The organism is Streptomyces sp. NPDC107575 (genome assembly GCF_055657265.1).
The window spans coordinates 906,433-928,837 of the sequence record NZ_JBVKBG010000005.1; the positions used below are offsets into that span (position 1 = coordinate 906,433).

At 71.3% G+C, this 22,405-nt stretch carries 26 protein-coding genes; 13 read left to right on the plus strand and 13 right to left on the minus strand.

Translation table 11 applies throughout. The features are described 5' to 3' along the window. Positions 1 to 75: 75 nt before the first annotated feature. Positions 76 to 2,214, minus strand: coding sequence for a PQQ-dependent sugar dehydrogenase (locus ACZ7L4_RS28885; protein WP_472107117.1), 2,139 nt, complete (start codon positions 2,212 to 2,214; stop codon positions 76 to 78). Between the two features lie 62 nt (positions 2,215 to 2,276). Further along, positions 2,277 to 3,161 (minus strand): LamG-like jellyroll fold domain-containing protein, encoded by an 885-nt coding sequence (locus ACZ7L4_RS28890; protein ID WP_472107119.1) that lies wholly within the window; start codon positions 3,159 to 3,161, stop codon positions 2,277 to 2,279. Between the two features lie 460 nt (positions 3,162 to 3,621). Between ACZ7L4_RS28890 and ACZ7L4_RS28895 the strand changes: the two genes are divergently transcribed. Further along, complete coding sequence (locus tag ACZ7L4_RS28895) at positions 3,622 to 4,056, plus strand: cupin domain-containing protein (RefSeq protein ID WP_472107121.1); 435 nt, start codon at positions 3,622 to 3,624, stop codon at positions 4,054 to 4,056. Then, positions 4,053 to 4,910, plus strand: a complete 858-nt coding sequence (locus ACZ7L4_RS28900; RefSeq protein ID WP_472107122.1) for an aldo/keto reductase — start codon at positions 4,053 to 4,055, stop codon at positions 4,908 to 4,910. Before ACZ7L4_RS28895 ends, ACZ7L4_RS28900 begins: the two co-directional genes overlap by 4 nt. 69 nt (positions 4,911 to 4,979) lie before the next feature. Here the strand turns inward: ACZ7L4_RS28900 and ACZ7L4_RS28905 are convergent, their stop codons facing one another. The 7 genes from ACZ7L4_RS28905 to ACZ7L4_RS28935 form a co-directional block, all read right to left on the minus strand. Further along, entirely contained in the window at positions 4,980 to 6,005 is a 1,026-nt protein-coding gene (locus ACZ7L4_RS28905) for an NADPH:quinone reductase (RefSeq protein ID WP_472107124.1), read from the minus strand. A gap of 96 nt (positions 6,006 to 6,101) precedes the next feature. Further along, on the minus strand, positions 6,102 to 6,722 hold the full coding sequence (locus ACZ7L4_RS28910) for a dihydrofolate reductase family protein (protein WP_472107126.1): 621 nt from the start codon (positions 6,720 to 6,722) through the stop codon (positions 6,102 to 6,104). Then, positions 6,722 to 7,225, minus strand: a complete 504-nt coding sequence (locus ACZ7L4_RS28915) for an SRPBCC family protein (protein ID WP_472107128.1) — start codon at positions 7,223 to 7,225, stop codon at positions 6,722 to 6,724. Before ACZ7L4_RS28915 ends, ACZ7L4_RS28910 begins: the two co-directional genes overlap by 1 nt. Positions 7,226 to 7,228: 3 nt before the next feature. Continuing rightward, entirely contained in the window at positions 7,229 to 7,570 is a 342-nt protein-coding gene (locus ACZ7L4_RS28920; protein ID WP_472107130.1) for an ArsR/SmtB family transcription factor, read from the minus strand. Between the two features lie 77 nt (positions 7,571 to 7,647). Continuing rightward, positions 7,648 to 8,319: a hydrolase gene (locus tag ACZ7L4_RS28925; RefSeq protein ID WP_472107131.1), complete on the minus strand. Its 672-nt coding sequence runs from the start codon at positions 8,317 to 8,319 to the stop codon at positions 7,648 to 7,650. Positions 8,320 to 8,430: 111 nt separating this feature from the next. Continuing rightward, complete coding sequence (locus ACZ7L4_RS28930; protein ID WP_472107133.1) at positions 8,431 to 8,769, minus strand: GNAT family N-acetyltransferase; 339 nt, start codon at positions 8,767 to 8,769, stop codon at positions 8,431 to 8,433. Positions 8,770 to 8,842: 73 nt separating this feature from the next. Next, on the minus strand, positions 8,843 to 9,832 hold the full coding sequence (locus ACZ7L4_RS28935) for a pirin family protein (RefSeq protein ID WP_472107134.1): 990 nt from the start codon (positions 9,830 to 9,832) through the stop codon (positions 8,843 to 8,845). 114 nt (positions 9,833 to 9,946) lie between these two features. On the opposite strand from ACZ7L4_RS28935, the gene ACZ7L4_RS28940 reads away from it, so the two are divergent. Together ACZ7L4_RS28940 and ACZ7L4_RS28945 are read left to right on the plus strand one after the other, a co-directional pair. Further along, positions 9,947 to 10,465 carry a carboxymuconolactone decarboxylase family protein gene (locus ACZ7L4_RS28940; RefSeq protein ID WP_472107135.1) on the plus strand — a complete coding sequence of 173 codons (519 nt, stop codon included), beginning with the start codon at positions 9,947 to 9,949 and terminating at the stop codon, positions 10,463 to 10,465. 60 nt (positions 10,466 to 10,525) lie between these two features. After that, positions 10,526 to 10,834, plus strand: coding sequence for a GNAT family N-acetyltransferase (locus ACZ7L4_RS28945; protein WP_472107136.1), 309 nt, complete (start codon positions 10,526 to 10,528; stop codon positions 10,832 to 10,834). Between the two features lie 33 nt (positions 10,835 to 10,867). Here ACZ7L4_RS28945 and ACZ7L4_RS28950 read toward each other — a convergent pair whose 3' ends face one another. Next, the gene (locus tag ACZ7L4_RS28950) at positions 10,868 to 12,028 is read right to left on the minus strand and encodes a pentapeptide repeat-containing protein (protein WP_472107138.1); all 1,161 of its coding nucleotides are present in this window, start codon (positions 12,026 to 12,028) and stop codon (positions 10,868 to 10,870) included. 68 nt (positions 12,029 to 12,096) lie between these two features. Next, the gene (locus ACZ7L4_RS28955; RefSeq protein WP_472107139.1) at positions 12,097 to 12,990 is read right to left on the minus strand and encodes a LysR family transcriptional regulator; all 894 of its coding nucleotides are present in this window, start codon (positions 12,988 to 12,990) and stop codon (positions 12,097 to 12,099) included. 196 nt (positions 12,991 to 13,186) lie between these two features. Between ACZ7L4_RS28955 and ACZ7L4_RS28960 the strand changes: the two genes are divergently transcribed. The 4 genes from ACZ7L4_RS28960 to ACZ7L4_RS28975 all read left to right on the plus strand — a co-directional run bounded on the left by ACZ7L4_RS28960 (position 13,187) and on the right by ACZ7L4_RS28975 (position 16,071). Then, entirely contained in the window at positions 13,187 to 13,864 is a 678-nt protein-coding gene (locus ACZ7L4_RS28960; protein WP_472107141.1) for a CatB-related O-acetyltransferase, read from the plus strand. Continuing rightward, complete coding sequence (locus tag ACZ7L4_RS28965) at positions 13,861 to 14,760, plus strand: Vgb family protein (RefSeq protein ID WP_472107143.1); 900 nt, start codon at positions 13,861 to 13,863, stop codon at positions 14,758 to 14,760. The genes ACZ7L4_RS28960 and ACZ7L4_RS28965 overlap by 4 nt, the downstream gene beginning before the upstream one ends. A gap of 41 nt (positions 14,761 to 14,801) precedes the next feature. Next, entirely contained in the window at positions 14,802 to 15,149 is a 348-nt protein-coding gene (locus ACZ7L4_RS28970; RefSeq protein ID WP_472107145.1) for a YciI family protein, read from the plus strand. A 145-nt stretch (positions 15,150 to 15,294) separates the two neighbouring features. After that, the gene (locus ACZ7L4_RS28975; protein ID WP_472107146.1) at positions 15,295 to 16,071 is read left to right on the plus strand and encodes a hypothetical protein; all 777 of its coding nucleotides are present in this window, start codon (positions 15,295 to 15,297) and stop codon (positions 16,069 to 16,071) included. 43 nt (positions 16,072 to 16,114) lie between these two features. On the opposite strand, the gene ACZ7L4_RS28980 is transcribed toward ACZ7L4_RS28975, so the two are convergent. Beyond that, positions 16,115 to 16,324 (minus strand): ferredoxin, encoded by a 210-nt coding sequence (locus ACZ7L4_RS28980; protein ID WP_472107148.1) that lies wholly within the window; start codon positions 16,322 to 16,324, stop codon positions 16,115 to 16,117. A gap of 26 nt (positions 16,325 to 16,350) precedes the next feature. After that, on the minus strand, positions 16,351 to 17,610 hold the full coding sequence (locus ACZ7L4_RS28985; RefSeq protein ID WP_472107150.1) for a cytochrome P450: 1,260 nt from the start codon (positions 17,608 to 17,610) through the stop codon (positions 16,351 to 16,353). Between the two features lie 193 nt (positions 17,611 to 17,803). Here ACZ7L4_RS28985 and ACZ7L4_RS28990 point away from each other — a divergent pair, with 193 nt between their 5' ends. The 5 genes from ACZ7L4_RS28990 to ACZ7L4_RS29010 all read left to right on the plus strand — a co-directional run bounded on the left by ACZ7L4_RS28990 (position 17,804) and on the right by ACZ7L4_RS29010 (position 22,404). Next, positions 17,804 to 18,265, plus strand: coding sequence for a MarR family winged helix-turn-helix transcriptional regulator (locus tag ACZ7L4_RS28990; protein ID WP_472107152.1), 462 nt, complete (start codon positions 17,804 to 17,806; stop codon positions 18,263 to 18,265). Between the two features lie 103 nt (positions 18,266 to 18,368). Then, on the plus strand, positions 18,369 to 19,421 hold the full coding sequence (locus tag ACZ7L4_RS28995) for an ABC transporter substrate-binding protein (RefSeq protein WP_472107154.1): 1,053 nt from the start codon (positions 18,369 to 18,371) through the stop codon (positions 19,419 to 19,421). Positions 19,422 to 19,457: 36 nt separating this feature from the next. After that, positions 19,458 to 20,462 (plus strand): FecCD family ABC transporter permease, encoded by a 1,005-nt coding sequence (locus ACZ7L4_RS29000; protein WP_472107156.1) that lies wholly within the window; start codon positions 19,458 to 19,460, stop codon positions 20,460 to 20,462. Beyond that, entirely contained in the window at positions 20,459 to 21,535 is a 1,077-nt protein-coding gene (locus ACZ7L4_RS29005) for a FecCD family ABC transporter permease (protein WP_472107158.1), read from the plus strand. Before ACZ7L4_RS29000 ends, ACZ7L4_RS29005 begins: the two co-directional genes overlap by 4 nt. Then, positions 21,532 to 22,404 carry an ABC transporter ATP-binding protein gene (locus ACZ7L4_RS29010; RefSeq protein ID WP_472107160.1) on the plus strand — a complete coding sequence of 291 codons (873 nt, stop codon included), beginning with the start codon at positions 21,532 to 21,534 and terminating at the stop codon, positions 22,402 to 22,404. The genes ACZ7L4_RS29005 and ACZ7L4_RS29010 overlap by 4 nt, the downstream gene beginning before the upstream one ends. Position 22,405 lies beyond the last annotated feature (1 nt).

The following is a 22,405-nucleotide window of genomic DNA, read 5'->3' on the forward strand; positions in this document are numbered from 1 at the left end:
GGCGACGTGCGACCCGCGCCCCCGCAACACCGCGGCGACCGGCGCACACTTGTCGCCGGCCGCCGCGCAAGCACCTTACGAGGTGCCCGAGACCTTCACCCCGCGGATGCGCCCCGCGTTGTCGAAGGAGCCGAAGCCGATCCGGCCGTCCCCGGGGCGGGCGCTCACCGCGGTCATCAGCGGGTGCCGTGAGCCGTCCATGTAGACGGCCGTCTCGCCGGTGTCCCCGCAGCGCACCACCGTGACCCGGTGCCAGGCCGCGTCGCTGATCGCGGGTGGGGCGCCGGTGGTGCCGTTCCACTGGTCCTCGACCCGCAGGCGGTCGGCGTCGTCCACCGTGAAGACGCCGTTGTGCGGGTAGATGGTGTTGTCCTGGGAGAGATGTGCGTAGCCGAAGCGGGTGTCCGACTCGTGGCCGAAGACGACGATCACGTCCCGGTTGTCGATGTCGGTCGGTGTGTCGATGCGGACCTCGGCGTCGATGCGGACGTTGCGGTAGGCGGGGCCGGCCTTGAGCACCGCGTACTCGTAGGGGCGGCGGGGCCCGGGCCGCTCCACGCCCGGCTCGGTCATCACCGCCTCGCCCTCCTTGAACTGCCACTTGGAGGGGGTCACGGGCGCCCAGTTGTCAGCGGACATGACATGGGTGAGGGTCGTGCCGCTCGTGTCGCAGCTCGCGAACGTGCGCGTGCCCGTCACCTTCCAGATCTTGCCGTTGGCCTTGGAGAGGATGTACAGCTCGCCGTCCGCGTCCTGGCCGAACCGCAGGTCGACGCGCTTGTCACCGGCGAGTTGCTGCATGGTGACCCGCTTGCCGGACTTCGCGTCGTAGACCATCAGGCTGTACAGCTGCGCCAGGCGCTGCTGCGTGCCGGGCTTCGCGCGGCGCATGTCGGCGGCGTCGGAGTAGAGGAGTCGGCCGTCGACGATGTCACCGAAGATGTACTTTCCCTGGAGTCCGTGCAGGTCGTGGCCCCGGTAGACATAGCCGCCTGAGATGCCGACGCCGACGTCGGACTTGCAGTTCCAGTCGGCCGGCGGGTCGTGGTCGTAGGCGGCGACGGGATACGTGTAGCCGTACTTCGCGTCGTCGGCGGGCAGCGGGAGGATCTTGGCGCAGGGGTCGGTGGCCTTCTTGTCGAAGACGAAGGCGCCCTCGCGTTCGCTCCAGCCGTAGTTGTCGCCGGCCTTCACCTCGTACACGGACTCGATGGCGTGCTCGCCGACGTGGGAGAGGAACATGCGATGGCTGCCGCGGGTGTCCCAGCTGAAGCGGTGCGGGTCGCGCATGCCGATGGCGTAGATCTCGCCGAGGGTGCCGGACTCGCCGACGAACGGGTTGTTGGGCGGGATGCCGTACTCGCCGTTCGCGCTGTCGTGGCCGCGCGGGTCGATGCGCAGGAGCTTTCCGTGCGGGAGGGCGCGGTTCTGCGGGTCGCCGGTGGTACTGCCCTTGCCGCCGTCGCCGACCGTGATGTACAGCAGCCCGTAGTCCGCGTCGCCGGGCCGGGAGTTCGGGTTGAAGTCGAGTTGCTGGATGCCGTGCACCTGGCCGTTGAAGCCGATGCGGAGCAGTTCGCGGTGGGTGCCGGAGAAGGTGGGCGCGCTCGGGTCGTCGGCGGTCCATTCGGTGACGACGCCGTGGAAGCCGTTCCCGCTCGGCTGGTCGAAGTCCGGCTTGGCGTCGGTGAGTTCGGGCTTCTCGGTGTGGACGGTGTAGAAGCGGCCGTTGTGCCGGAAGTCCGGGTCGAAGGCGACGTAGCCGAAGCCGGTGCCCAGGCCCCGGCTGGCGTAGTAGGCGGAGGAGAACTCCTTGTACAGGTCCAGGTAGGGGCGCTGCCCCGAGCCGTCCTTGTTCAGGGAGTAGAACATGCCGTTCTGGTCCGCGACGGCGAGGCGGTTCGAGCCGTCGGGGAACGGGGTCAGGTAGTTGATCCGGTTGTACCGGACGAGCCGGTCGTCCTCGACCGGTCCCGGGCGCGGCTCGGACTTCGGGAGCTGCGCGAACTCCTGTACTTCGAGGCCGAGTCCGGAGGTGACCGGCTTGCCGGGGATGGGGTCGGTGACGGCGGCGGACGCGGCGTCGACGGGCGCTTCGGCCGCGGACGCCGCCACCGGCGCGGCGGTGAGCGCCGCGGCGAGCAGGGCGCCGGTGAGGAGTTGGACGAGGAGCGGTCTCTTGCGTGGCCGGACGTGCGGGGCCGATGGGGACAAGAGGGATCCCTTCGTGTGGGACGCGCGGAAGGCGCGTGCGGCGGCGCGGGAGGACGAGAGGATCACGACGCGGGGCGCCCGCCGGTGCGGCGGTACTCGGCCATGATCTGGCCGGGGGTGGCGGCGCGGTCCGTGAACAGCAGGCCGTCCATGCGGCAGTTGCAGGGGTTGGCCTCGCGGGTGTTCTGCGGGAAGCTCCCACCGATCTTGATGCCGCGGGGGTCGGTCGGCGACGCGAGGTCGGGCTCCGGCTCCCCGGCGAGCGCCCACGGGTCGTCGTCGCGCACGTAACTGCCGGGCAGGGCACGCCCGTTGCGGTACAGCGCCATCTCGCCCGTGTCGAAGTCGAAGGTCGCGGCCAGGTGGACCCACTGCCCGTCGGGCAGGTGGGTGCGCCAGTCGCCGTCCGCCGCGAAGGTCTGGGACGCGGATCCGTCCACGCGCCGCCCCAGGGCGACGAGCCGCAACTCGCCCTTGACGTCGATGAGTTCGAGCAGGGCCCGTACGTCGTGCCCGTTCGAGTCGCCGGTCAGGAGGCCCGAGAGTCCGATGGCGTTGTAGCGGTCGGCGGGGTCGGCCGAACCCGAATTCGGGCTCGGGTTCTGCCCGGTGGTCCGGAACCAGCCCATCACGGTGGCCTGGCGCGCCCCGTTGAAGGCGTGCAGCGAGGCCGCGCCGTCCGGGTCGTACACACCGGCCTTCCAGTCGTCGTTGCCCGCGGTGTCCGGGGCGATCTGCCGGGTCTGCAGGACGTGGCCGCGCCGCGGATCGGCGTCGTCGCGCACGCGCATCGCCGCGCCGCCGTTGACGAGCGACAGGGTGGTGCCGGACGGCCCCACGTCGCGTTCGCGCCCGGCGTCCGCGGGGTCCGGATGCTCGAAGTCGTAGCCCGCGACCAGGCTCCCCCGGACACCCGACGCGGTGGCCGCGGCCCCGGCGTCCGGCACCGACGCGCCCGCGGGCGGCGTGAGGAGCGCGGCGGCGAGCAGGGCGGCACCCGCGGCCGTCGCGAGGGGCCCTGACCTGGCTCTTAAGGATCTGCGTCGGCGTGAAGGCGTGACTGTGCGAGGCGTCATGTCCCCTCCCGGGAGCAAGCGGTGAAAGCGCTTCCTGTGAGATGCCTGGTGCAACGTACAAACATCAGGGGCGCGCGACAAGGGCGCGGACAACGTTGTCGAATGCGGTGTCGAATCGGGTGTCGAAACCCATGCCGACACCCGTGTCGGGGCTCCCTTCGTGGGAACGCCTCCACCGTGTGCTACTGCAAGTGGTCCAAGCGAGAGTGTCCCCGCTGAGGGGCGTACTGACAGTGCCTCCCTCATCGCGGCTCCGCGCCTTAGCGTGGAGGGCACGGCCGCCGGGGAACGCCGGGCGGGACGGGCTGCAACAGAAAGAACGCACCAGAAAATGACTGTCAACGGATTCGACCAGATCTTCCCGCTCGGGGAGCGGAACGACGCCTACGCCCAGTACTTCACCGGTCAGAGCTACCTGGCCCCGCTCGCCGCGGGAAGCGTTCCCGTCAGCAATGTCTCCTTCGAGCCGGGCTGCCGCAACAACTGGCACATCCACCATGGCACGGGCGGCGGCGGTGACCAGATCCTGCTGTGCACGGCGGGCAGCGGCTGGTACCAGGCCGAGGGCGAGGACCCCATCAGCATGGAACCGGGCACGGTGGTCCGCGTCCCGGCGGGCACGAAGCACTGGCACGGGGCGAAGGCCGACTCGTGGTTCTCCCACGTCGCCCTCATCACTCCCGGTGAGGACGTGAGCAACGAATGGCTCGAGCCCGTCACCGACGAGGTGTACGGCAAGCTGCCGAGGAACGGAGCGAACGCATGAGCATCCTGGACGAGACCTGCACGCTGGCGGGCGGCGTCGAGATCCCCAAGCTGGGGCTCGGCACCTGGTTCATCGACGACGACAAGGCCGCCGAGGCGGTCCGCGCGGCCGTGGAGATCGGCTACCGCAACATCGACACCGCCCAGGCCTACGGCAACGAGCGCGGCGTCGGCGAGGGCGTGCGCACCGCCGCGGTACCCCGCGAGCAGCTGTTCGTGTCGACGAAGCTCGCCGCCGAGATCAAGGACTACGACGAGGCGGTCGCCTCGATCGACGAGTCGCTCAAGACGCTCGGCCTCGAGTACATCGATCTGATGCTCATCCACAGCCCGCAGCCGTGGGACGACTTCCGCGGCGGCGAGTACGCCGAGGGCAACCGCGCGGCTTGGCGCGCGCTGGAAGAGGCACACCAGGCGGGCAGGATCCGCTCCATCGGTGTGTCCAACTTCCAGCAGCAGGACCTGGAGAACATCCTCCAGGGCGCGAGCGTCGTGCCGCACGTGAACCAGCTGCTCGTGCACGCGGGCAACACCCCGTCGGAGCTCCTGGACTACTGCGAGGACAAGGAGATCCTCGTCGAGGCGTACTCGCCGATCGCCCACGGGGCGATCCTGGAGAACGCCGAGGTCCGGGCGATGGCCGAGAAGTACGGTGTGTCCGTCCCGCAGCTGTGCATCCGCTACACCCTGCAGCTGGGCACGGTGTCGCTGCCCAAGACGGCGAACCCCGACCACATGCGCTCCAACGCCGAGGTCGACTTCGAGATCTCCGGCGACGACATGGACGCCCTGCGCGGCCTGCGGCACGTGGACTACGGGGAGCACAGCGTGTTCCCCGTCTACAGCGGGAAGTGACACCCGGGCCCCGGCGTCTTCGCCCCGCTCCGCGCGCTGCGAGCACGTCGTGAGCGGGGCGTGTGACACCTACCGCGCGACGTCGATGAGGACCTTGCCCACGGCGCCGCCCTCGACGGCCTCGTGTGCCCGGGCGGTCTCGTCGAGCGGGAAGCGGACCAGCGGCAGTCCGGCCGCCGCGCCGGCCTGCAGCGCGCCTGCCGCGACCGCCTCGGAGACCGCGGCCACGCCGTTGCGCATCGACTCGGCCGGGACCGTGTAGAGGGACAGGCCGTGCCAGTCCAGGTTCCGGCCGAAGGTGGCGCGCAGCGGCAGGCGCAGTTCGTCGCCGCCGTTGTTGGCGTAGAAGGCGATCGTCGCGTTGTTCCTGGTGACGGCGAGGTCCAGCTCCGCGTTGACCGCCGGGGCGACCTCGGCGACGAGGTCCACGCCGTCCGGCGCCAGCTCCTGGATGACCTTGGCGGCGTCCTGCGTGCGGTAGTTGACGATGTGGTGGGCGCCTGCGGCCTTCGCCAGGTCGGCCTTCTCGGGGGAGCTGACGGTCGTGATGGCCGTCGCCCCGGCCCAACGGGCGAGCTGGATCGCCGCGTTGCCGACCGCGCCCGCTCCCCCGGCGATCAGCACGGTCCACCCGGCGAGCGCGCCGTGCGCCAGCCGGTCCGGCCCGTCGGCGGCGAGGGTGAGGGCCCGGTGGGCGGTGAGCGCCGGCACGCCCAGCGCCGCGCCCAGGTCGTAGCCGGCGCCCTCCGGGAGCGGCACGGCGCGCTCGGCCGGGATGGTCAGGTACTCCTGGGCCGTGCCGCCGTCCGGGCGCCCGGCCGCGGACAGGTACAGCCACACCCGCTCCCCGATCCGCGCGGGATCGACGCCCTCGCCGACCGCGTCGATCCGGCCCGCGCCGTCCTGGTTGGGCACCTGGCTCTCGCCGTCCCCGAGGCTTCCGGACACCCCTGCCCGGACCTTCCAGTCGGTGGGATTGACGCCGGAGACATGGACTTCGACGCGGACCTCGCCGGGTCCGGGGTCGGGGACGGGGCGCTCCTCGACCTTGAGAACCTCGGAGTCGCCGTTGCTGCTGTACACGATGGCCTTCATGCTGTGGGCAATCGCTGCCGCGCTCGTCGTATTCCCCGTACGCGGGTCCGTGCCGCGGACTTCCCGCGCCCGGCGTGACACTCCGGGGCGGCGCGGCTACCTCCGGCGCACGGCGTACGTCAGGTGTGTCACCCGCGGCGAGGACTCCGAACGGACGGGTTCCAGCGCGACCTTGGACGCGTCCACGCCGTCGAACAGGCGGATTCCGGAGCCGAACAGCACCGGTGACAGCGCGATCGAGAACTCGTCGACCAGGCCGGCGTTCACGTACTCCAGGATCGTCTCGCCGCCGCCCGCGATGCGGACGTCGCGGTCCCCGGCGGCGTCGCGGGCCCGGTCGAGCGCGGACTCGATGCCGTCGTTGACGAAGTGGAACGTGGTGCCGCCCGCCCGCTCCCAGGGGTCGCGCTTGGTGTGCGTCACGACGAACACCGGTGTGTGGAACGGCGGGTCCTCGGGCCACATCTGCTCACCGGCGTCGAACATCCGCTTGCCCATGACGCTCGCGCCGGTGCGCTCGAAGGCCTCCCGCACGATGTCGTTGTCGCGCCCCTCCTCGCCGCCCTCGCCCAGCTTCAGGTTCTCCCGGAAGAACCGCTGTGGGAAGATCCACTGCTGCAGCTCCATCCACTGCCGCCCCATCAACTCCCCGAGGGACGCGGGTGCGATGAACCCGTCCAGCGACATCGAGACGCTGAAGAACACCTTGCCGCTCATCAGCCCTCCTCCCCGTTCCGCACGAGCTCGGTGACGTAGTCCGCGAGGTTGCCGAGGGTCTGCCGGCCGGCCTCGACCGCGTGGTACTTCTCGACAGCCTCGTCGCGCTGTTCCTTGGTGGGGAACACGGAGCGCATCTCGATCCGGGTCGCCGCGCCGTCGGCCTCGAAGGTCAGGACCGTCTCGAAGGAGTTCGGGTCGTCGGCGTACTCGCCGTGCAGCAGCTCGATCCGCTCCGGCGGCGCGATCCGTACCCAGCGGATCCACTCGGGATAGTCGGTCCCGTCCGGCCCGTGCAGGACGAAGACCCACTCGCCGCCTTCCCGGAACTCGAAGGACGACGTGGTGGTGGTGAACCCTTCGGGCCCCCACCACCGCGACAGATGCCGTACCTCGGTGAATGCCTCGAACACCAGCTCCCGCGGAGCGTCGATGCCTCGGGAGATCACGACTTCCCGATCAGCCACCGACTCCGCCTGTGCCTCTTGCCCAGCCCTTGCCATCGGTCACTCCTCCTGCCGCGCCTGCTTGAGGTCCTGCACGTAGGCATCCAGCCGGTCGAAGCTCTCGCTCCAGAACCGCTCGAACCCGCCGACCCACTCGTGGACCGGCCGCAGCCCGTCGGCATCCAGGCCGTACAGCCGCTGCTTGCCCGCCTCGCGGACCCGCACAAGACCCACTTCCCGGAGCACCCGCAGATGCTTGGACGCCCCCGGCTGGCTCAGCCCCAACTCCTGGGCCAGCTCACCCACCGGCCGCTCCCCCGCCCGCAACAGCGCGAGGATGTCCCGCCGCTGCGGCTCGGCGATCGCGTTGAAGACGTCCGACGTCGCCGCTGCTCGTGCCATGCCACTCATCGTATGCCGATATGGGAATACGTCAACCCGGGCGGGGTCGATGGGCCGCCGTCGCGCCGTACGGACGGCTACGTGAAGAGGGTCCCCGTCTTGTCGCCGATGGCACGCTTGCGCTCGAAGTAGTCGTTGATGACCGACCGGAACAGGTCCGCGTCCGGGCGGGCCCAGTTGCGCATCAGTTCGCACCCGAAGGCGAGGGACGTGATCGGCTGCGCGCCGGCCTGTGTCATGCGTTCGATCGCCGTGGCGTGGGTGACCGGGGAGACTCCGCCGACCGCGTCGACGACCGGGTAGATCTCGAAGCCCTCGCGGAGCATGTCCAGTGTGGGGAAGGCGAGGCAGACCTCCGTCCACAGGCCGGCCATCACGATCTTCTTGCGGCCGGTCGCCTTGATCGCAGCCCGGAAGTCGGCGTCCTCCCAGGAGTTGACGCCAGTGCGGTCGACCTCGGGAACGTCCGGGAGTTCGTCCGTGATCTCCGGGACCGTCGACCGGTTCACGCCCATGCCCACGGCCACCGTGGACAGCACCGTCGGGATCTCGTACGCGCGGGCCAGCTTGGCCAGGGTGACGGCCCCGAGGTCGATCTCCTCGCGGCTCGCCGAGCCGATCGTGGCGTACTGACCCTCCTGGTAGTCGATGAAGACCACCGCGCAGTTGTCCGGCGTGAGCAGGTGGTCGGCGGTGGTGTCACGGACGGGCTCGGGAGCCGTCTTGGTGTGTGCGGCGTCGGCGGTCATGCCTGTCCCCTTCTCACGTCTGGGCAGACCGAGCGTACCCACGGCCGGGCGGACCCGGCCGAAGGCTTCGCGCGGCGCGCCGACTTCGACCGAAGGGAGACGGCTCCCGGTTCAGCCGATCCGGCCGCGCAGCCAGGTCAGGATGTCCGGGGTCACCGGGTCCACGACGTCGGACGTCTCCTGCTCGCGCTTCTTGACGTACTTGGCCCAGTAGGGGCACACCGGGACCACCCGCTTGCCGGCGGCGCGGACGTCCGCCAGCGCCTCCGTCACCAGGGTCGAGGCGAGGCCCTGACCGGCGAAACGGTCGTCGACCTCGGTGTGGAAGAAGACCCGCTGGTCGTCGCGGTCGCGGTACTCGGTCAGGCCGGCCTGTTCGCCGTCGACCGTGATGACGTAGCGCTGCTCGTCGGGGCGGTGTTCCACGGCCGGAGTGGGGGCAGATGTCATGGCGTTTGTCTCCTGGTGTCTTGCGCGCGTCCTACGTGAACGGCGTTGGTGTGTCGGTGTGTTCCTGGGCGGGTCAGTGCCGCCCGCGGTTGCCGCGCGACTTGAGGCGGCTGTTGGGCAGTTCGGGGGCCGGGAGGCGCGCCCCGGGGTAGCCCGGGACCGTGCCGAAGCGTTCCGTCCCGGCCTCCCATTCCGCCCGCGCCGCGACGACGTCCTCGTGACTGCGGCCGATGAAGTTCCACCACATCACGATCTCCTCGCCGAAGGGTGTGCCGCCGAGCAGCAGAAGCCGCGCCGGGCCGCTCCCGTCGTTGGTGAGGGTGAGCGTGTCCCCGCCCGGCGGCAGGTAGCCCAGTTGTCCGTCCGGAACGGCCGTGCCGTCCACCCGGACGGTCCCCTCGTCGACCAGGACGCCGTGCTCGAAGGCCGGGTCCACCGCGAGGGCGAGGTGTGCGCCCGGGTCGAGGACGAGTTCCGCGCCGAGCAGCGGGGAGTACGTGGAGACCGGGGAGGTGTCTCCGGCCAGTGTGCCGAGGAAGATCCTGGCCTCGGCTCCGTCCAGGGCGATGGTGGCGGGCGCGTGGTGGCGGAACGCCGGGGCGACGTCGCGATGGCCGTCCGGGAGGGCGATCCAGAGCTGGATGCCGCGCAGCACCGTGGTACCCGGAGTGGACACCTCGGAGTGGCTGATGCCCCGTCCGGCGGTCATCAGGTTCAGTTCGCCGGGCCGCACCATGGCGTGGGTGCCGAGGCTGTCGCGGTGCTCGATCTCCCCGTCGAACAGCCAACTCGCCGTCTGCAGGCCGATGTGCGGGTGCGGTGCGACGTCCATCCCGCCGGTGGCGGCGACCTCGTCGGGTCCGTAGTGGTCGACGAAGCACCACGCGCCGATCAGGCTGCGTTCCCGCTGGGGAAGCGTGCGTCGCACGGTCATCGCCCGCGGCCCGCCGAGCGGCACCTCGCGGGCCGGGAGCACCTCCACCCGCCGCTCGTCCGCGGTGGTCTGATGCGGCGTCACCGTCGGACGCCCCGTCTCGGCCGGTGCCTGCTCGTGTGCGGACATGATGCCCCGCCCCCTCTTTTTCGATCTTCCCTGTCGCAAGGTGATTGAACGGTAAACTATATTGGCGTGGGCCGCCACTCCCATCGGCGGCCACGGACGAGGGAGGGCTCACCCATGACCAGCAGCACCGCGACCACCACCGGCACGCAGGACCGGCGCCGCGTCTTCATCGACAAGCAGTCCCCGGACGCGTACCAGGCCTTCCGTCACGCCTCAGAGACCGTTCGCGCCACGGCCGCCGCGGCCGGCCTGGAGCCGGCCCTGCTCGAGTTGATCAACGTACGCGTCTCACAGATCAACGGGTGCGCCTTCTGCCTCCACACCCACACCCGTGCCGCCCTGCGCGCCGGCGAGTCCCCGCTGCGCCTCGGTGTGCTGCCGGGGTGGCGGGACGCGGACGTGTTCACCGACCGGGAGCGCGCGGCGCTCGGCCTGGCCGAGACGGTCACGCACCCGGACGACGCCACCGCACAGGATGTGGCGTATGCCGCGGCCCGGGAGGTGTTCGACGACGCGGAGATCTCGGCCGCCATCTGGGCCGCGATCACCATCAACGCCTTCAACCGGGTCTCCATCCTCAGCAAGCACCCTGTGCGCCAGGCGGCCGCCGTGCCGAGCCCTGCCGTCCAGTGACCTGATCCGCCCCACTACGTCAAACTACGCAAAAGTCACCCACTTCACGGAGGGCCCCCGATGGCCATCGAGATCACCGACTCCCCCGAAACCAACCGCTACGAGGCCCGGGTCGACGGGCAGCACGCGGGATTCGCCGAGTACATGCGCACCAAGGAGAGCGGGCTCGTCGTCTTCACGCACACCGAGGTCGACCCGGAGTACAACGGGCAGGGTGTCGGTTCGGCGTTGGCCCGCGCGGCCCTGGACGCCGCCCGGACGGACGGGCTCCGGGTGCTGGCCGTGTGCCCGTTCATCTCCGGCTGGATGGCCCGGCACCCCGACTACCAGGACCTCGCTTACCAGAGCCGCAGCAAGGTCGAGGACTGACCGTCCCGTAGGACCTGCCGTCCAGGGCCCGTGTCAGGGAGCGGTGCGCAGCGGCGGTGCCTGCTGCGTCATGCTCGGCGGCTGGAGCAGCGGCGAGGGCTCGGGGCCCGGGTCCTCGCCGTCGACGACTCCGGCCGCCGCGGGGTCGAAGCCGTCGGGCCAGCGGGTGTGTTCGCTGGCCAGCGCGCCGGTCAGGCGGGCGTCGGCGAGCTCGGCCGTGCTCAGGTCGGTGCCGCGCAGATCGGCCAGGCGCAGGTCGGCGCGGTGGAGGACGGCGCCGCGGGCGTCGGCCTTGCGCAGGTTCGCCTCGCGCAGGTCGCTCCCCGTCAAGTCGGCGTCGCGCAGGTCGACTTGGACCAGCTTCGCGGCCCTCAGGTCGGCCATGACGCAGCGGGCCCGGCGGAGGGTCCCCGTCGTGAGGTCGGTGTGCCGCAGGTTGACCGAGACCAGGGACGCCTGGGTCAGGTTGGCGCGGTACAGGCCCGCCGCCTCCAGGCAGGCGCGGTCGAGGTTGACTTCGGGGAACCACAGTCCGTCGCAGTCGGCCCGGCGCAGGTCGGTGAGGCTGAGGTTGACCCAGGACTGTTCCCGGCGCTGACACAGCACACCGAGTCCGGTCAGGGCCACTTGGGCGTCCGCGGCACGCGTCTCCAGGGGTGCGATGTCGTTGATGGGCACGTCCGCCGCCGGTGACTCCGGGGTGGTGGGCGGCCAGGGCAGGTGGGTGCGCAGATACGCGGCCTGGATGGAGATGACGGCCTCCCGGTCGCGGTCGGACTGCTCCGCGATCCGCCACAGCGCGTGCAGCCCGCCGATGCGCACATCCAGTTTGTCGCTGCCGAGTTGGTCGACGGCGCGGCTGAACCGGTCGGTGACGTAGCCCTCCTGCGTGGCACGCAACCCGTCCTGGCTCACCCGCAGTTGGCGCCAGGTGGCGTACGCGCCGAAGAGCACGACGAGGCCGCCCACCACCTGCAGCAGTGTCGTACGGACATCGTTGACGGCCTTCAGCCGGTCCTGCGCGTCGACCTTCGCTCCGGCGAGATCGTGGCCGACCACCACCCCGGGCAGCAGGACGAACGCCGTGCCCAGCGCGGCCAGTCCGGCGGCCACCAGCAGACCCGCGCCCACGCGCCGCGCGACCGGCCCGCCGTACCATGCACGCCGCCCGCGATCGGGCTCCCCCGTCCCCATGAACAGGAGAGCCTAAGCGCCGCGCAAGAGTCGATCAAGAGCGTGAACCCGCGGCGGACGGACCGCGGTTACTGCGGTACCACTCCCCCGCACTCCGCCGCCGCGTCGGCGAGCGACCGCACCAGTGGAGTCGCGCGGTCCGTGCGCCAGATCAGTCCCCATTGGACGGGCGGCGCATCGCGGAGGGGAAGAAAGGCCACGTCGGACTGTGCGTGATAGCGCCGCCCCTCGTCCGGGACGGTGCACACCACGTCCCCCGCGGCGACGAGCGCGAGGACCTCGTAGAAGGTGGAGACGGCCGGGCCCTGGCTGACGGGACGCCCGCTCGGTGTGCGGGTCGGCAGGACCGCGCTCGTCCAGTAGGCGGGGATCGGTCCCTGCAGGCTCGGGACCGGGTGGTCGCCGAGCACTTCCAGGCTCACCGACTCCTGCCCGACGAGCGGGTGGTCCGCGGCCACCATCAGGCGCAGCGGTTCCTCGCGCAGCACCACGCCGACGGTCAGGTCCGGCTCGCGCACCGGGAGCCAGGCGGCCACCGCCTCGACCTCACCCGCACGCAGTGCTCCGAACGGATCGCTGAAGAACACTTCCCTGAACCGGAGTTCGACGTCGGGGTGGCGCTTCCGGAAGCGGTCGAGAGCCGGACGCATCTCGTGCATCTGGGCACCCATCATCCCCAGCGTCAGTGTGGCGGGAGGCCGGCGGGCGAGGGCCGCCACCTCGGTGATGGCGGTCTGGATGGTGTCGTAGGCCGGTTTCAGGCGCTGGTGCAGTTCCTCGCCGATGGGCGTCAAGCACACCTGCCGACTGGTCCGCTCGAAAAGCTGGGCCCCGATGCGGCGTTCCTGCTTCTTGATCGCCTGGCTGACGCGGGCCGGGGAGACGTTCAGCCGTTCGGCGCTGCGGCCGAAGTGGAGTTCCTCCGCGAGCGTCAGAAAGATCTCGATGTCCCGCAGTTCCATCCTTGCCCCGCCCGCTCCTCGTGGCCCCGCCGCAGGACACCGGACGCCTCGGATCGTGAACCTCTGGGTTAACGACCCTAGCAAGATCGGCTGTTGTTCCCCGCGGGTTCGCTGCGCATGCTGTGTGGGAACAGGGAGCGGTGCCGTCCGCGCCCCCTGCCCCGCCCCGTAGAGACCACCCTGGAGAGATTCCCGCGTGACATCCGACGACAGTGCCGCGCGCACACCCGACCCGGCCACCCTGCACCCCGTGCCCGCCCACAAGCGGGTCGTCTTCCTCAAGCCCCTGGTCGCCGGGACCCATGTAGAGGCGGGTGACTTCACCTACTACGACGACCCCGACGGCGCGACCGACTTCGTACGGCGCAATGTGCTGTACGCCTACGGTCCTGAGCGCCTGGTCATCGGCAAGTACTGCGCGCTCGCGACGGGCACGACGTTCCTGATGGCGGGCGCCGACCATCCGTCGATGGGGGTGTCCACCTTCCCGTTCACCATGTTCGGGGGCGAGTGGGCCGAGCGCACGCTCGACATCGTCACCGGCATGCCGAGCCGCGGTGACACGGTGGTCGGCAACGACGTGTGGTTCGGATACGGGGCCACGGTGATGCCTGGCGTACGGATCGGGGACGGCGCCGTGATCGCGGCGGGCGCGCTGGTCACCGCCGACGTGCCGCCGTACACCATCGTGGGCGGGAACCCGGCGAGAGCGATCAGGCAGCGCTTCGACGACCGTTCCGTGGAACAGCTCCTGCGCGCCGCCTGGTGGGACTGGCCCGTCGACCTGGTGACCGCCAACGCGCGGACCATCATGGCCGGTTCACCGCAGGACATCGCCCGTATCGCCGCGGCCGAGGGGCTGGAGCAGCAGTGACGACGACACCGACAGTCCAGGAGCACGTGGTCTCCGACCCCGCCGGCGGCCCGTACGCGATCACCACCGGCCCGGACGGGGCCCTGTGGTTCACCTTGGTGCACAGCGGCCGGATCGGCCGGCTCGTCCCGGGGCAGGAGCCGGTGCTGCACCAATTGGACCCGGACAGCGGCCCGACCATCATCTGTGCCGGTCCGGACGACGCCCTGTGGTTCACCCAGTACCGCACGCACCGGATCGGCCGGATCACCACCGCCGGCGAGGTGACCGAGTTCCCGCTGCCCACCGCGCAGTGCGGCCCCTTCGGCATCGCCGCCGGACCGGACGGCGCGCTGTGGTTCACCGAGACCGCCGCCGACCGCGTCGGCCGCATCACCACCGACGGGTCGGTCACCGAGTACCCGTTGCCGCGCACCGGCGCCTTCCCCTCCGCGCTCGCCGCGGGCGAGGACGCGATGTGGTTCACGATGAACCAGGCCAACGCCCTCGGCCGCATCGCCATGGACGGCCGCGTCACGGTCCACGAGCTGCCCACCGAGGGGGCGGCGCCGGTGGGTGTCACCGTGGCCCGCGACCACAGCGTCTGGTTCACCGAGATCGCGGCCGGTCAGATCGGGTGCAGGACGCCCGACGGCCGGATCACCGAGTACCCGCTGCCCGACCGCTCGGCGCGGCCGCACGCCGTCACCACCGACGCGGACGGCACCGCGTGGTTCACCGAATGGGGCGCCAACCGGGTCGGTTCGATCACCTCCGACGGCACGGTCGCCGTCCACGACCTGCCCACCCCGGCCTCCGAACCGCACGGCATCACCGTGGGCCCGGACGGCGCGCTGTGGACCGCCCTGGAGACGGGCGCGCTGGCCCGCCTCGCCCCGACCGCCGCAGCCTCCTGAACCACCGACTCCGCCGTACCCACCGAACGAAGGAATCCGTCATGAAGTACGCCCTCGTCATCTTCGAGACCGACGCGTCCCGCGCCCGGATCCGTGCCGACCGCGACGCCCACCGCACGGCGTACGAGAAGTGGATCGGAGAACTGGCCGCGGCGGGCAAGCTGGTGGGCGGCGACGCCCTCGACACCGAGACCCGGGGCCCCGTCACCGTGCGTACGGCGGCGGACGGTTCGGTCACGGTGGCCGAGAGGCCCGTGCACGGCGGCGAGGAGACCCTCGGCGGCTGGTTCCTGCTGGAGGTGGCCGACCACGCCGAGGCCGTCGAGCTGGCCCGGAGTTTCCCCACCCCCGAGGCGCTCGAGCTGCGGCCGGTCCTCGAATCGGCGTGACGGGCGGGCCTCGTCCGGCCCCGTTACCAGGCCGCCGTTCACAACGTTGAGTCGGCCCCCCGTCACGAGGCGTCACCCGTCACTGATTGAATGGGACATGCCACACACGGCAACCGACCATTCACGGGGAACCACGGGGAAGTTGATGAACAACACGCACGTCCTGTCCGCCCGCCGCGCCGCCACCGCGCTCGTCTGCGCCGCGGCCCTGCTGTCGCTGACGGCCTGCAACAGCGGTTCGGACAAGGCCGCGGACGGCGACAGCAAGCCGTCGACCGCAGCCGACAAGCCGGCCAAGGCCGACGCCAAGCCGAACGGTGTCGACAAGCTCGGCGCCGCCGAACTGCGCGCCAAGGGCCTGGAGACGAAGGCCGCGGCGGGCTCGGTCCACGAGGTCATGTCCCGCTCGGACGCCACGTCCGACCTCCGCCTGTCCGCGACGGAGTGCGTCGGCACGGTCGACCTCAAGGACATGGGCTCCTTCGAGGTCGTCCGCAAGGGCAACGACGTCTGGGGCAAGGTCGACGCCACCTTCTCGACCTGGGCCAAGAAGAACGGCGCCGGCACCATCAAGGCCGACCAGTGGATGCACGGCTCGCCCACCGCCTCCCTCACGAAGGTGCTCGTGAGCTACTGCCACGGCGAGCAGTTCGGCGCGCAGGAGAAGCCCTCCATCAAGCTGACGAAGGGCTCCGCCGCCGAGGTGGCGGGCCGGCCCGTCGCCACGGTCGTCGGCACGGGCACGGCTCCGGGCAAGAAGGCCACGTACAGCGTCGCGACCACGGGCAAGCCCTACCTGGTGCAGCAGGAGACGCCGTACACCGACGGCACCGGCAACCAGACCATCACGTGGTCCGACTTCGGCACGCCCGTCGGCGCGAAGGCGCCGTCCGGCAAGGTCACGACCGCGCCGAACATCTGACCCTCCGCGCCGCAAACGCCCCTTGACCGCGGGCTTCTGACGGTCAGTCGGGCGCAGGGGACTCGTTCACACCGATCGCCGCCGTCGGACACATCGCGGCCGCCTCTCGTACGGCGGCGTGGTGTGCCGGCGCGGGTTCGGTGGTCAGAAGCGTCACGACGCCGTCCTCGTCGCGCTGGTCGAAGACCTCCGGCGCGGACAGGACGCAGGCGCCCGCGCCGCAGCACTTGTCCTGGTCGACGGTGAGTTTCACGGTCTGCTCCTCTCCGGGTCCACGGGTCACCAGCTGACCGGGACTTCGCTCAGCCCGCCGACCAACAGCCCCTCCGTCTTGCGCAGTTCGGCGGCGGGGACGGCCAGGCGCAGGGTCGGGACGCGGGCCAGCAGGACCTCGAGGACGACCTGGAGCTCGGTTCGGGCCAGTGCCTGGCCGAGGCAGGAGTGCGGGCCCACACCGAAGGTGAGGTGCGGGTTCGGGGTGCGGGCGAGGTCCATGGCGTCGGCGCCCGCGAAGGCACGCTCGTCCCGGTTGGCTGCGGGCATGCTGCACACCACCGTGCTGCCCGCCGGGACGGTCTCGCCGCCGATCTCGGCGTCCTCGCCGAGGTAACGGCGCAGCCCGAAGCCGAGGTTGCTGTCGAAGCGCAGGGACTCCTCCACGGCGGTGCGCACCAGCGACGGGACGGCCAACAGCCGCTCCCACAGGCCGCGGTCGGCGAGCAGCAGGGAGACCATCTTGCCGATGCTGTTGGCGGTGGTCTCGTGGCCGGCGACGAGCAGGCCCATGCCGGTGGAGACGAGTTCCTCGTCGCTCAGCCCGCCGCCCTCGACCTCGCTCCCGGCGCTCCCGGCCTCCTCGCTCTGCGTGATGAGGACGCTGAGGAGGTCGTCCGCCGGGGCGGCCCGCTTGGCGGCGATGTGCGCCGACATGTAGGCGACGAACTCCTCCTGGGCGGTGCGGATCTCCTCGGCGCTGTAGCGGGTGACGCTGAGGAAGCTGTCGGACCAGCCGGAGAAGCGGTCCCGGTCCTCGGCTGGGACCCCGAGCAGGTCGCAGATGACGTAGACGGGGAACGGGAAGCCGAGGCTCGCCCGCAGGTCGGCGGGGGCGCCTTCGGCGAGCATGGTGTCCACGAGGCCCTCGGCGAGACGGGTCATGCCGGGGCGCAGGGCGGTCATCCGCTTGGCGGTGAAGTAGCGGCCCACCTGGCGGCGCCAACGCTGGTGCGGTTCGCCGCGGTTGGGGGTCTTGATGGCGGAGCTGCCGGTGGCGGCGGCTCCCCCGGCGCCCTCGGGCGCCATCCGGGCGGCGTTGTCCTGCTCGGTGGGGCGGACGAACCGGGGGTCGGAGAGCAGGCCCCGGACGTCGTCGTACCGGGTCAGGTAGACGGCGGTGTCACCGCTGGGCAGCGTGGCGTGGGCGACGGGGCACCGCGCGCGCAGCTCCTCCCACACGGCGGGCGGCTCCAGCGGGGTGTCGCCGGACAGCGGCAGGTGGACGGGCGGCTGGACGTAGGGGTGTTCGGCCTGTTCGGTCATGGTGTGCGTCTCCTTGTGGGGGTGGAGGCGGCAGGTGGCGACGGTGGCGGAAGAGGGGCGGCACGATGCGGCGTTCAGTCAAGTGCATCATGCACTTCCTGTGCATGATGCACTTTCCATGCATGGCGCACAACAGCGCATGATGCTTCAATCGCGTACCAGGCAACGGCGGTTGACACAGGGGGAGGTCGGCGTGGACGCACGGCGTGCGGGCGGCCGTATCGAGCGCGAACTGCTGATCCTGACGCGGCACTTGGAGATGACCTCACCGCGCCGCGCCCGCCTGGACCACAACGCCCTCGACCGCAGCGCCTACGTCCTCCTCAGCCGCCTGGAGGCGCAGGGGCCGATGTCCGTCCCCGACCTCGTCGACGCCTTCGGCCTGACCCCCTCCACCCTCACCCGGCAGACGACGGCGCTGCTGCGCGACGGCCTCGTGGAGCGGACCCTGGATCCGGGCGGCAGCATCGCCCGGCAGTTCCGGATCACGGACGAGGGCCGCAAGCGGCTGCGCACGGACCGCGACGCCATCGCGGCCGGCCTCGCCGACGTCCTGGGCGACTGGCCCGAGGACCGGCTGCGGCGGTTCGTCGAGGATCTCGAGCGGTTCAACACCGACATCGAGGAGCGCACGGGACGCCCGTGGCCCCGCTGAGCTGCCGGAAGCTCTTCACCCCCTCTTGTCGAACCCTCCATTCCTGTGCGTAAGGTATGCCTCACCTTTCCTTTGAATGTTTGATAACTGCTCCGGGGGCACCATGCTTCTCCGACGGCGCGGCGCTGCCGCGGCTTCGATCGTTCTTGCCGGTCTGCTGTCCCTCACGGCGTGCGGCGGATCCGGCGACGGCGCGGCGGGCGGCGGCAAGACCGCGGCCGCCGACGGCGGCAAGGACTCGAAGTCCGTCGCGCAGGGCGGCGAGGACTTCGGCGACGCCGCCAAGAAGACCGCCGCGATGGGCACCGACGCCAAGCCGGGCCAGTGGCCGCGCACCGTGAAGCACGCCATGGGCAGCACGGACATCAAGCAGCAGCCCAAGCGCGTGGTGGTCCTGGACGTCGGCGAGCTGGACAACGTCGTCTCCCTCGGCATCAAGCCCGTCGGCCTCGCGCCGAGCGAGGGCTCGCCCGAGCTGCCGTCCTACCTCAAGAAGGACGCGGGCCACCCGAAGAACGTCGGCACCATCAACAGCCTCAACCTCGAGGCCATCGCCGCGCTCAAGCCGGACCTGATCATCGGCAGCCAGCTGCGCGCCGCGAACTCCTACGACGAGCTGTCGCAGATCGCGCCGACCGTCTTCTCCATCCGCCCCGGCTTCACGTGGAAGGAGAACTACCTCCTCAACGCCGCCGCCCTGGACAAGACCGCGCTGGCCAAGAAGAACCTCGCCGCGTACGAGAAGCGCGCCAAGGACCTCGGTGCGGAGCTCGGCGCCGACAAGCCGACCGTGACGATGCTGCGCTTCATGCCCGAGGGCCTGATCCGCCTCTACGCGAACGACTCGTTCATCGGCACCATCCTCAAGGACGTCGGCATCCCGCGCCCGAAGAACCAGGACATCTCCGACCTGGCCGCCGAGGTCAGCGCCGAGAACATCGACCAGGCCGACGCCGACTACATCTTCACCGGTGTCTACGGCAAGCCCAGCGCCACGGAGAAGTCCACGGTGCAGAAGAACCCGCTGTGGAAGAACCTCAAGGCGGTCAAGGCCGGCCACGCCTACGACGTCCCGGACGAGACCTGGTACCTCGGGCTCGGCACCATGGCCGCCGACGCCGTCCTCGACGACCTGGGCCGACACCTCACCAAGTAGCCACACACCCGCAAGAGAAGAGAGTGAGCGCGGCACATGGCGCGAGCTTCCCGCCGCCGGATCGCCTGGCTGCTCGGGTGTGCGGCGATGCTGCTGATCGCCGTCCTGCTGAGCCTGGCCGTCGGCAGCCGCCCCATCGCACCGGGTGAGGTGGTCCGGGCGCTGGTGCAGCACGGCACCAGCCCCGACGCCCAGTTGGTGCGCTCCCTGCGGGTGCCGCGCACCGTCATCGGCATCCTCGCCGGGGCGGCCCTCGGCGTCGCCGGGACGGTCATGCAGGGCATCACCCGCAACCCGATCGCCGAACCCGGCATCCTCGGCGTCAGCCAGGGTGCCTCGGCCGGTGTGGTGTGTGCGATCGCGTTCCTCGGTGTGCACAGCCTGACCGGGTACATCTGGTTCGCGTTCGCGGGCGCGGCGCTGGCTGCGGTGGCGGTGTACGCCGTCGCCGCAGGGGGCTATCGCGGGGCCTCGCCCGTCAAGCTGGCGCTGTCCGGCGCCGCGATGAACGCGTTCCTGGCCGCCATCGTCTCCGGCGTCGTGACCACCGACGCGCACGCCCTTGACGAGTTCCGGTTCTGGCAGGTCGGCTCGATCAGCGGCCGGGACAGCGAAGTCATCGGCCAGATCTGGCCGTTCGTCCTCGCCGGTCTGGTGCTCGTCGCGGTCGCGGCCCGCGGCCTGGACGCGCTCGCCCTCGGCGACGACGCCGCCCGCAACCTCGGCCACAACGTCGGCCTGCTGCGCATCCAGGGCGCGGTGGCCGCGACGGTACTGACCGGCGCCGCGGTCGCCGCCGCCGGGCCGATCGCCTTCACGGGCCTGGCCGTTCCGCACATCGCGCGGGCCCTGGTCGGCACGGCGCACCGCTGGGTGCTGCCGGCCGCCGCGCTGCTCGGCCCCGTGATGATCCTGGTCTCCGACGTGCTCGGCCGCATCGTCTTCCCGCCCTCGGAGGTGCCGGTGGCCGTCATGACCGCGATCCTCGGTGTGCCGTTCCTCATCGCGCTGGTGCGCCGCCGGGCGGTGGTCGCCGCATGAGCAGCGCCACCACCACGCGTGAGCGCCGGATCCGTCCGGCCGGACACACGGTGCTGCGCCCCGGCCGCTCCAGCTTCCTGGTCCACCGCAGGTCGGTCGTCGTCGCCGGCGCGCTCGCCGTGCTGCTGCTGGCCGCCGTCGTCGCGTACCTGTGCGTCGGGGAGGCCTTCGTCTCCCCCGCCGAGGTCGTCAACGTCCTGCTCGGCAGGCCCAGTCCGGACCAGCTCGTCGTCGGGACGCTGCGGCTGCCGCGCCTGACGGTCGGGCTGCTCGCCGGGCTCGCCTTCGGGATCGCGGGCGCCCTCGTGCAGACCGTCGCCCGCAACCCGCTGGCCAGCCCCGACATCATCGGCGTGACCCACGGCGCGGGCGCGGTGACCGTCGCGGCGATGAGCTTCGGCCTCGCCTCGTACACCGCGCTGCCCTACGTCTCGGTGGCGGGCGGCATCGCGGCGGCGCTGCTGGTGTACGTCTTCGCCTGGCGGCGCGGGATGCAGGCCTCGCGGTTCGTCCTCATCGGCATCGGCATCTCGGTCGCGCTCGGCTCGCTGACCCAGCTGTTCCTCACCAAGGGCGACGCGCTGGTTGCCCAGCAGGCGAAGGTGTGGCTGACCGGTTCGCTGAACAGCCGCGGCTACGAGCAGGCGGCGCCGCTGGCCCTGGTCCTGCTCGTCGCGGTCCCGGCGGTGCTGTGGGCAGCCCGGGCGCAGCGCTCGGCTTCCTTCGACGACGACACGGCCACGGCGCTCGGCATCCGCCTCAACCGGGTGCGGCTCGGCCTGACCGTGCTCGGCGTCGTCCTCGCCTCGATGGCGACGGGGGCCACCGGGCCGGTCGACTTCGTCGCCCTCCTCGCCCCGCAGATCGCCCGCCGCCTGACGCGGACCGCGCAGATCCCGCTGGTGTCCTCGGCGCTGACCGGGGCGCTCGTGGTCGTCGTCGCGGACCTCCTGGCCCGGCAGCTGTTCTCGCCCGTCGAACTCCCCGTCGGCGTCCTCACCGCAGCGGTGGGCGCCCCCTATCTGATGTGGCTGATCGCCCGCGGCCGCAGTCGTTCCGGAGGCACCAAATGAGTCCGACCGACAGCCGTACGAGCACCGCTGCGACCGGCCGTACGAGCCGGCTCACCGCCGAGTCCCTGACGCTGGCGTACGAGGACCGCACCGTCGTCGACGGCCTCGACCTTCAGGTGCCCGACGGCAGGGTGACCGTCATCGTCGGCCCCAACGCCTGCGGCAAGTCCACGCTGCTGCGCGCCCTGGGCCGGCTCCTCAAGCCGCGCGGCGGCACGGTGCTGCTCGACGGCACCGAACTGGCCCGCACCCCGGGCCGCGACATCGCCCGGGCCATCGGTGTCCTCCCGCAGAGCCCCACGCCGCCCGACGGCATCACGGTCGCCGACCTGGTGGCCCGCGGCCGTCAGCCGCACCAGAAGTGGTGGCAGCAGTGGTCGGAGGCCGACGAGCGCGCCGTCACGCAGGCCCTGGAACACACCAACACCACGGACCTCGCCGAGCGGTTGGTCGACGAGCTGTCCGGCGGGCAGCGCCAGCGGGTGTGGATCGCCATGGCTCTCGCCCAGGAGACCGAGCTGCTCCTGCTCGACGAGCCGACCACCTACCTCGACATCGCCCACCAGGTGGAGGTCCTCGACCTGGTGCGCCGCCTCAACCACGAGCGCGGCCGCACCGTCGTCGCCGTCCTGCACGACCTCAACCAGGCGGCCCGCTACGCCGACCATCTCGTCGCCATGAAGGACGGCCGCATCGTCGCGGAGGGCCCGCCGGCCGAGGTCATCACGGCGGACCTGGTCCACACGGTCTTCGGCCTGCACTCGGTGGTGGTCCCCGACCCGGTGACCGGCAGCCCGCTGGTGGTGCCGGGCGCTCCGTGGCAGGCGGCCGAGAACGCCGCGCCCCTCTCCGTTCCCGGCCAAGGTTGAA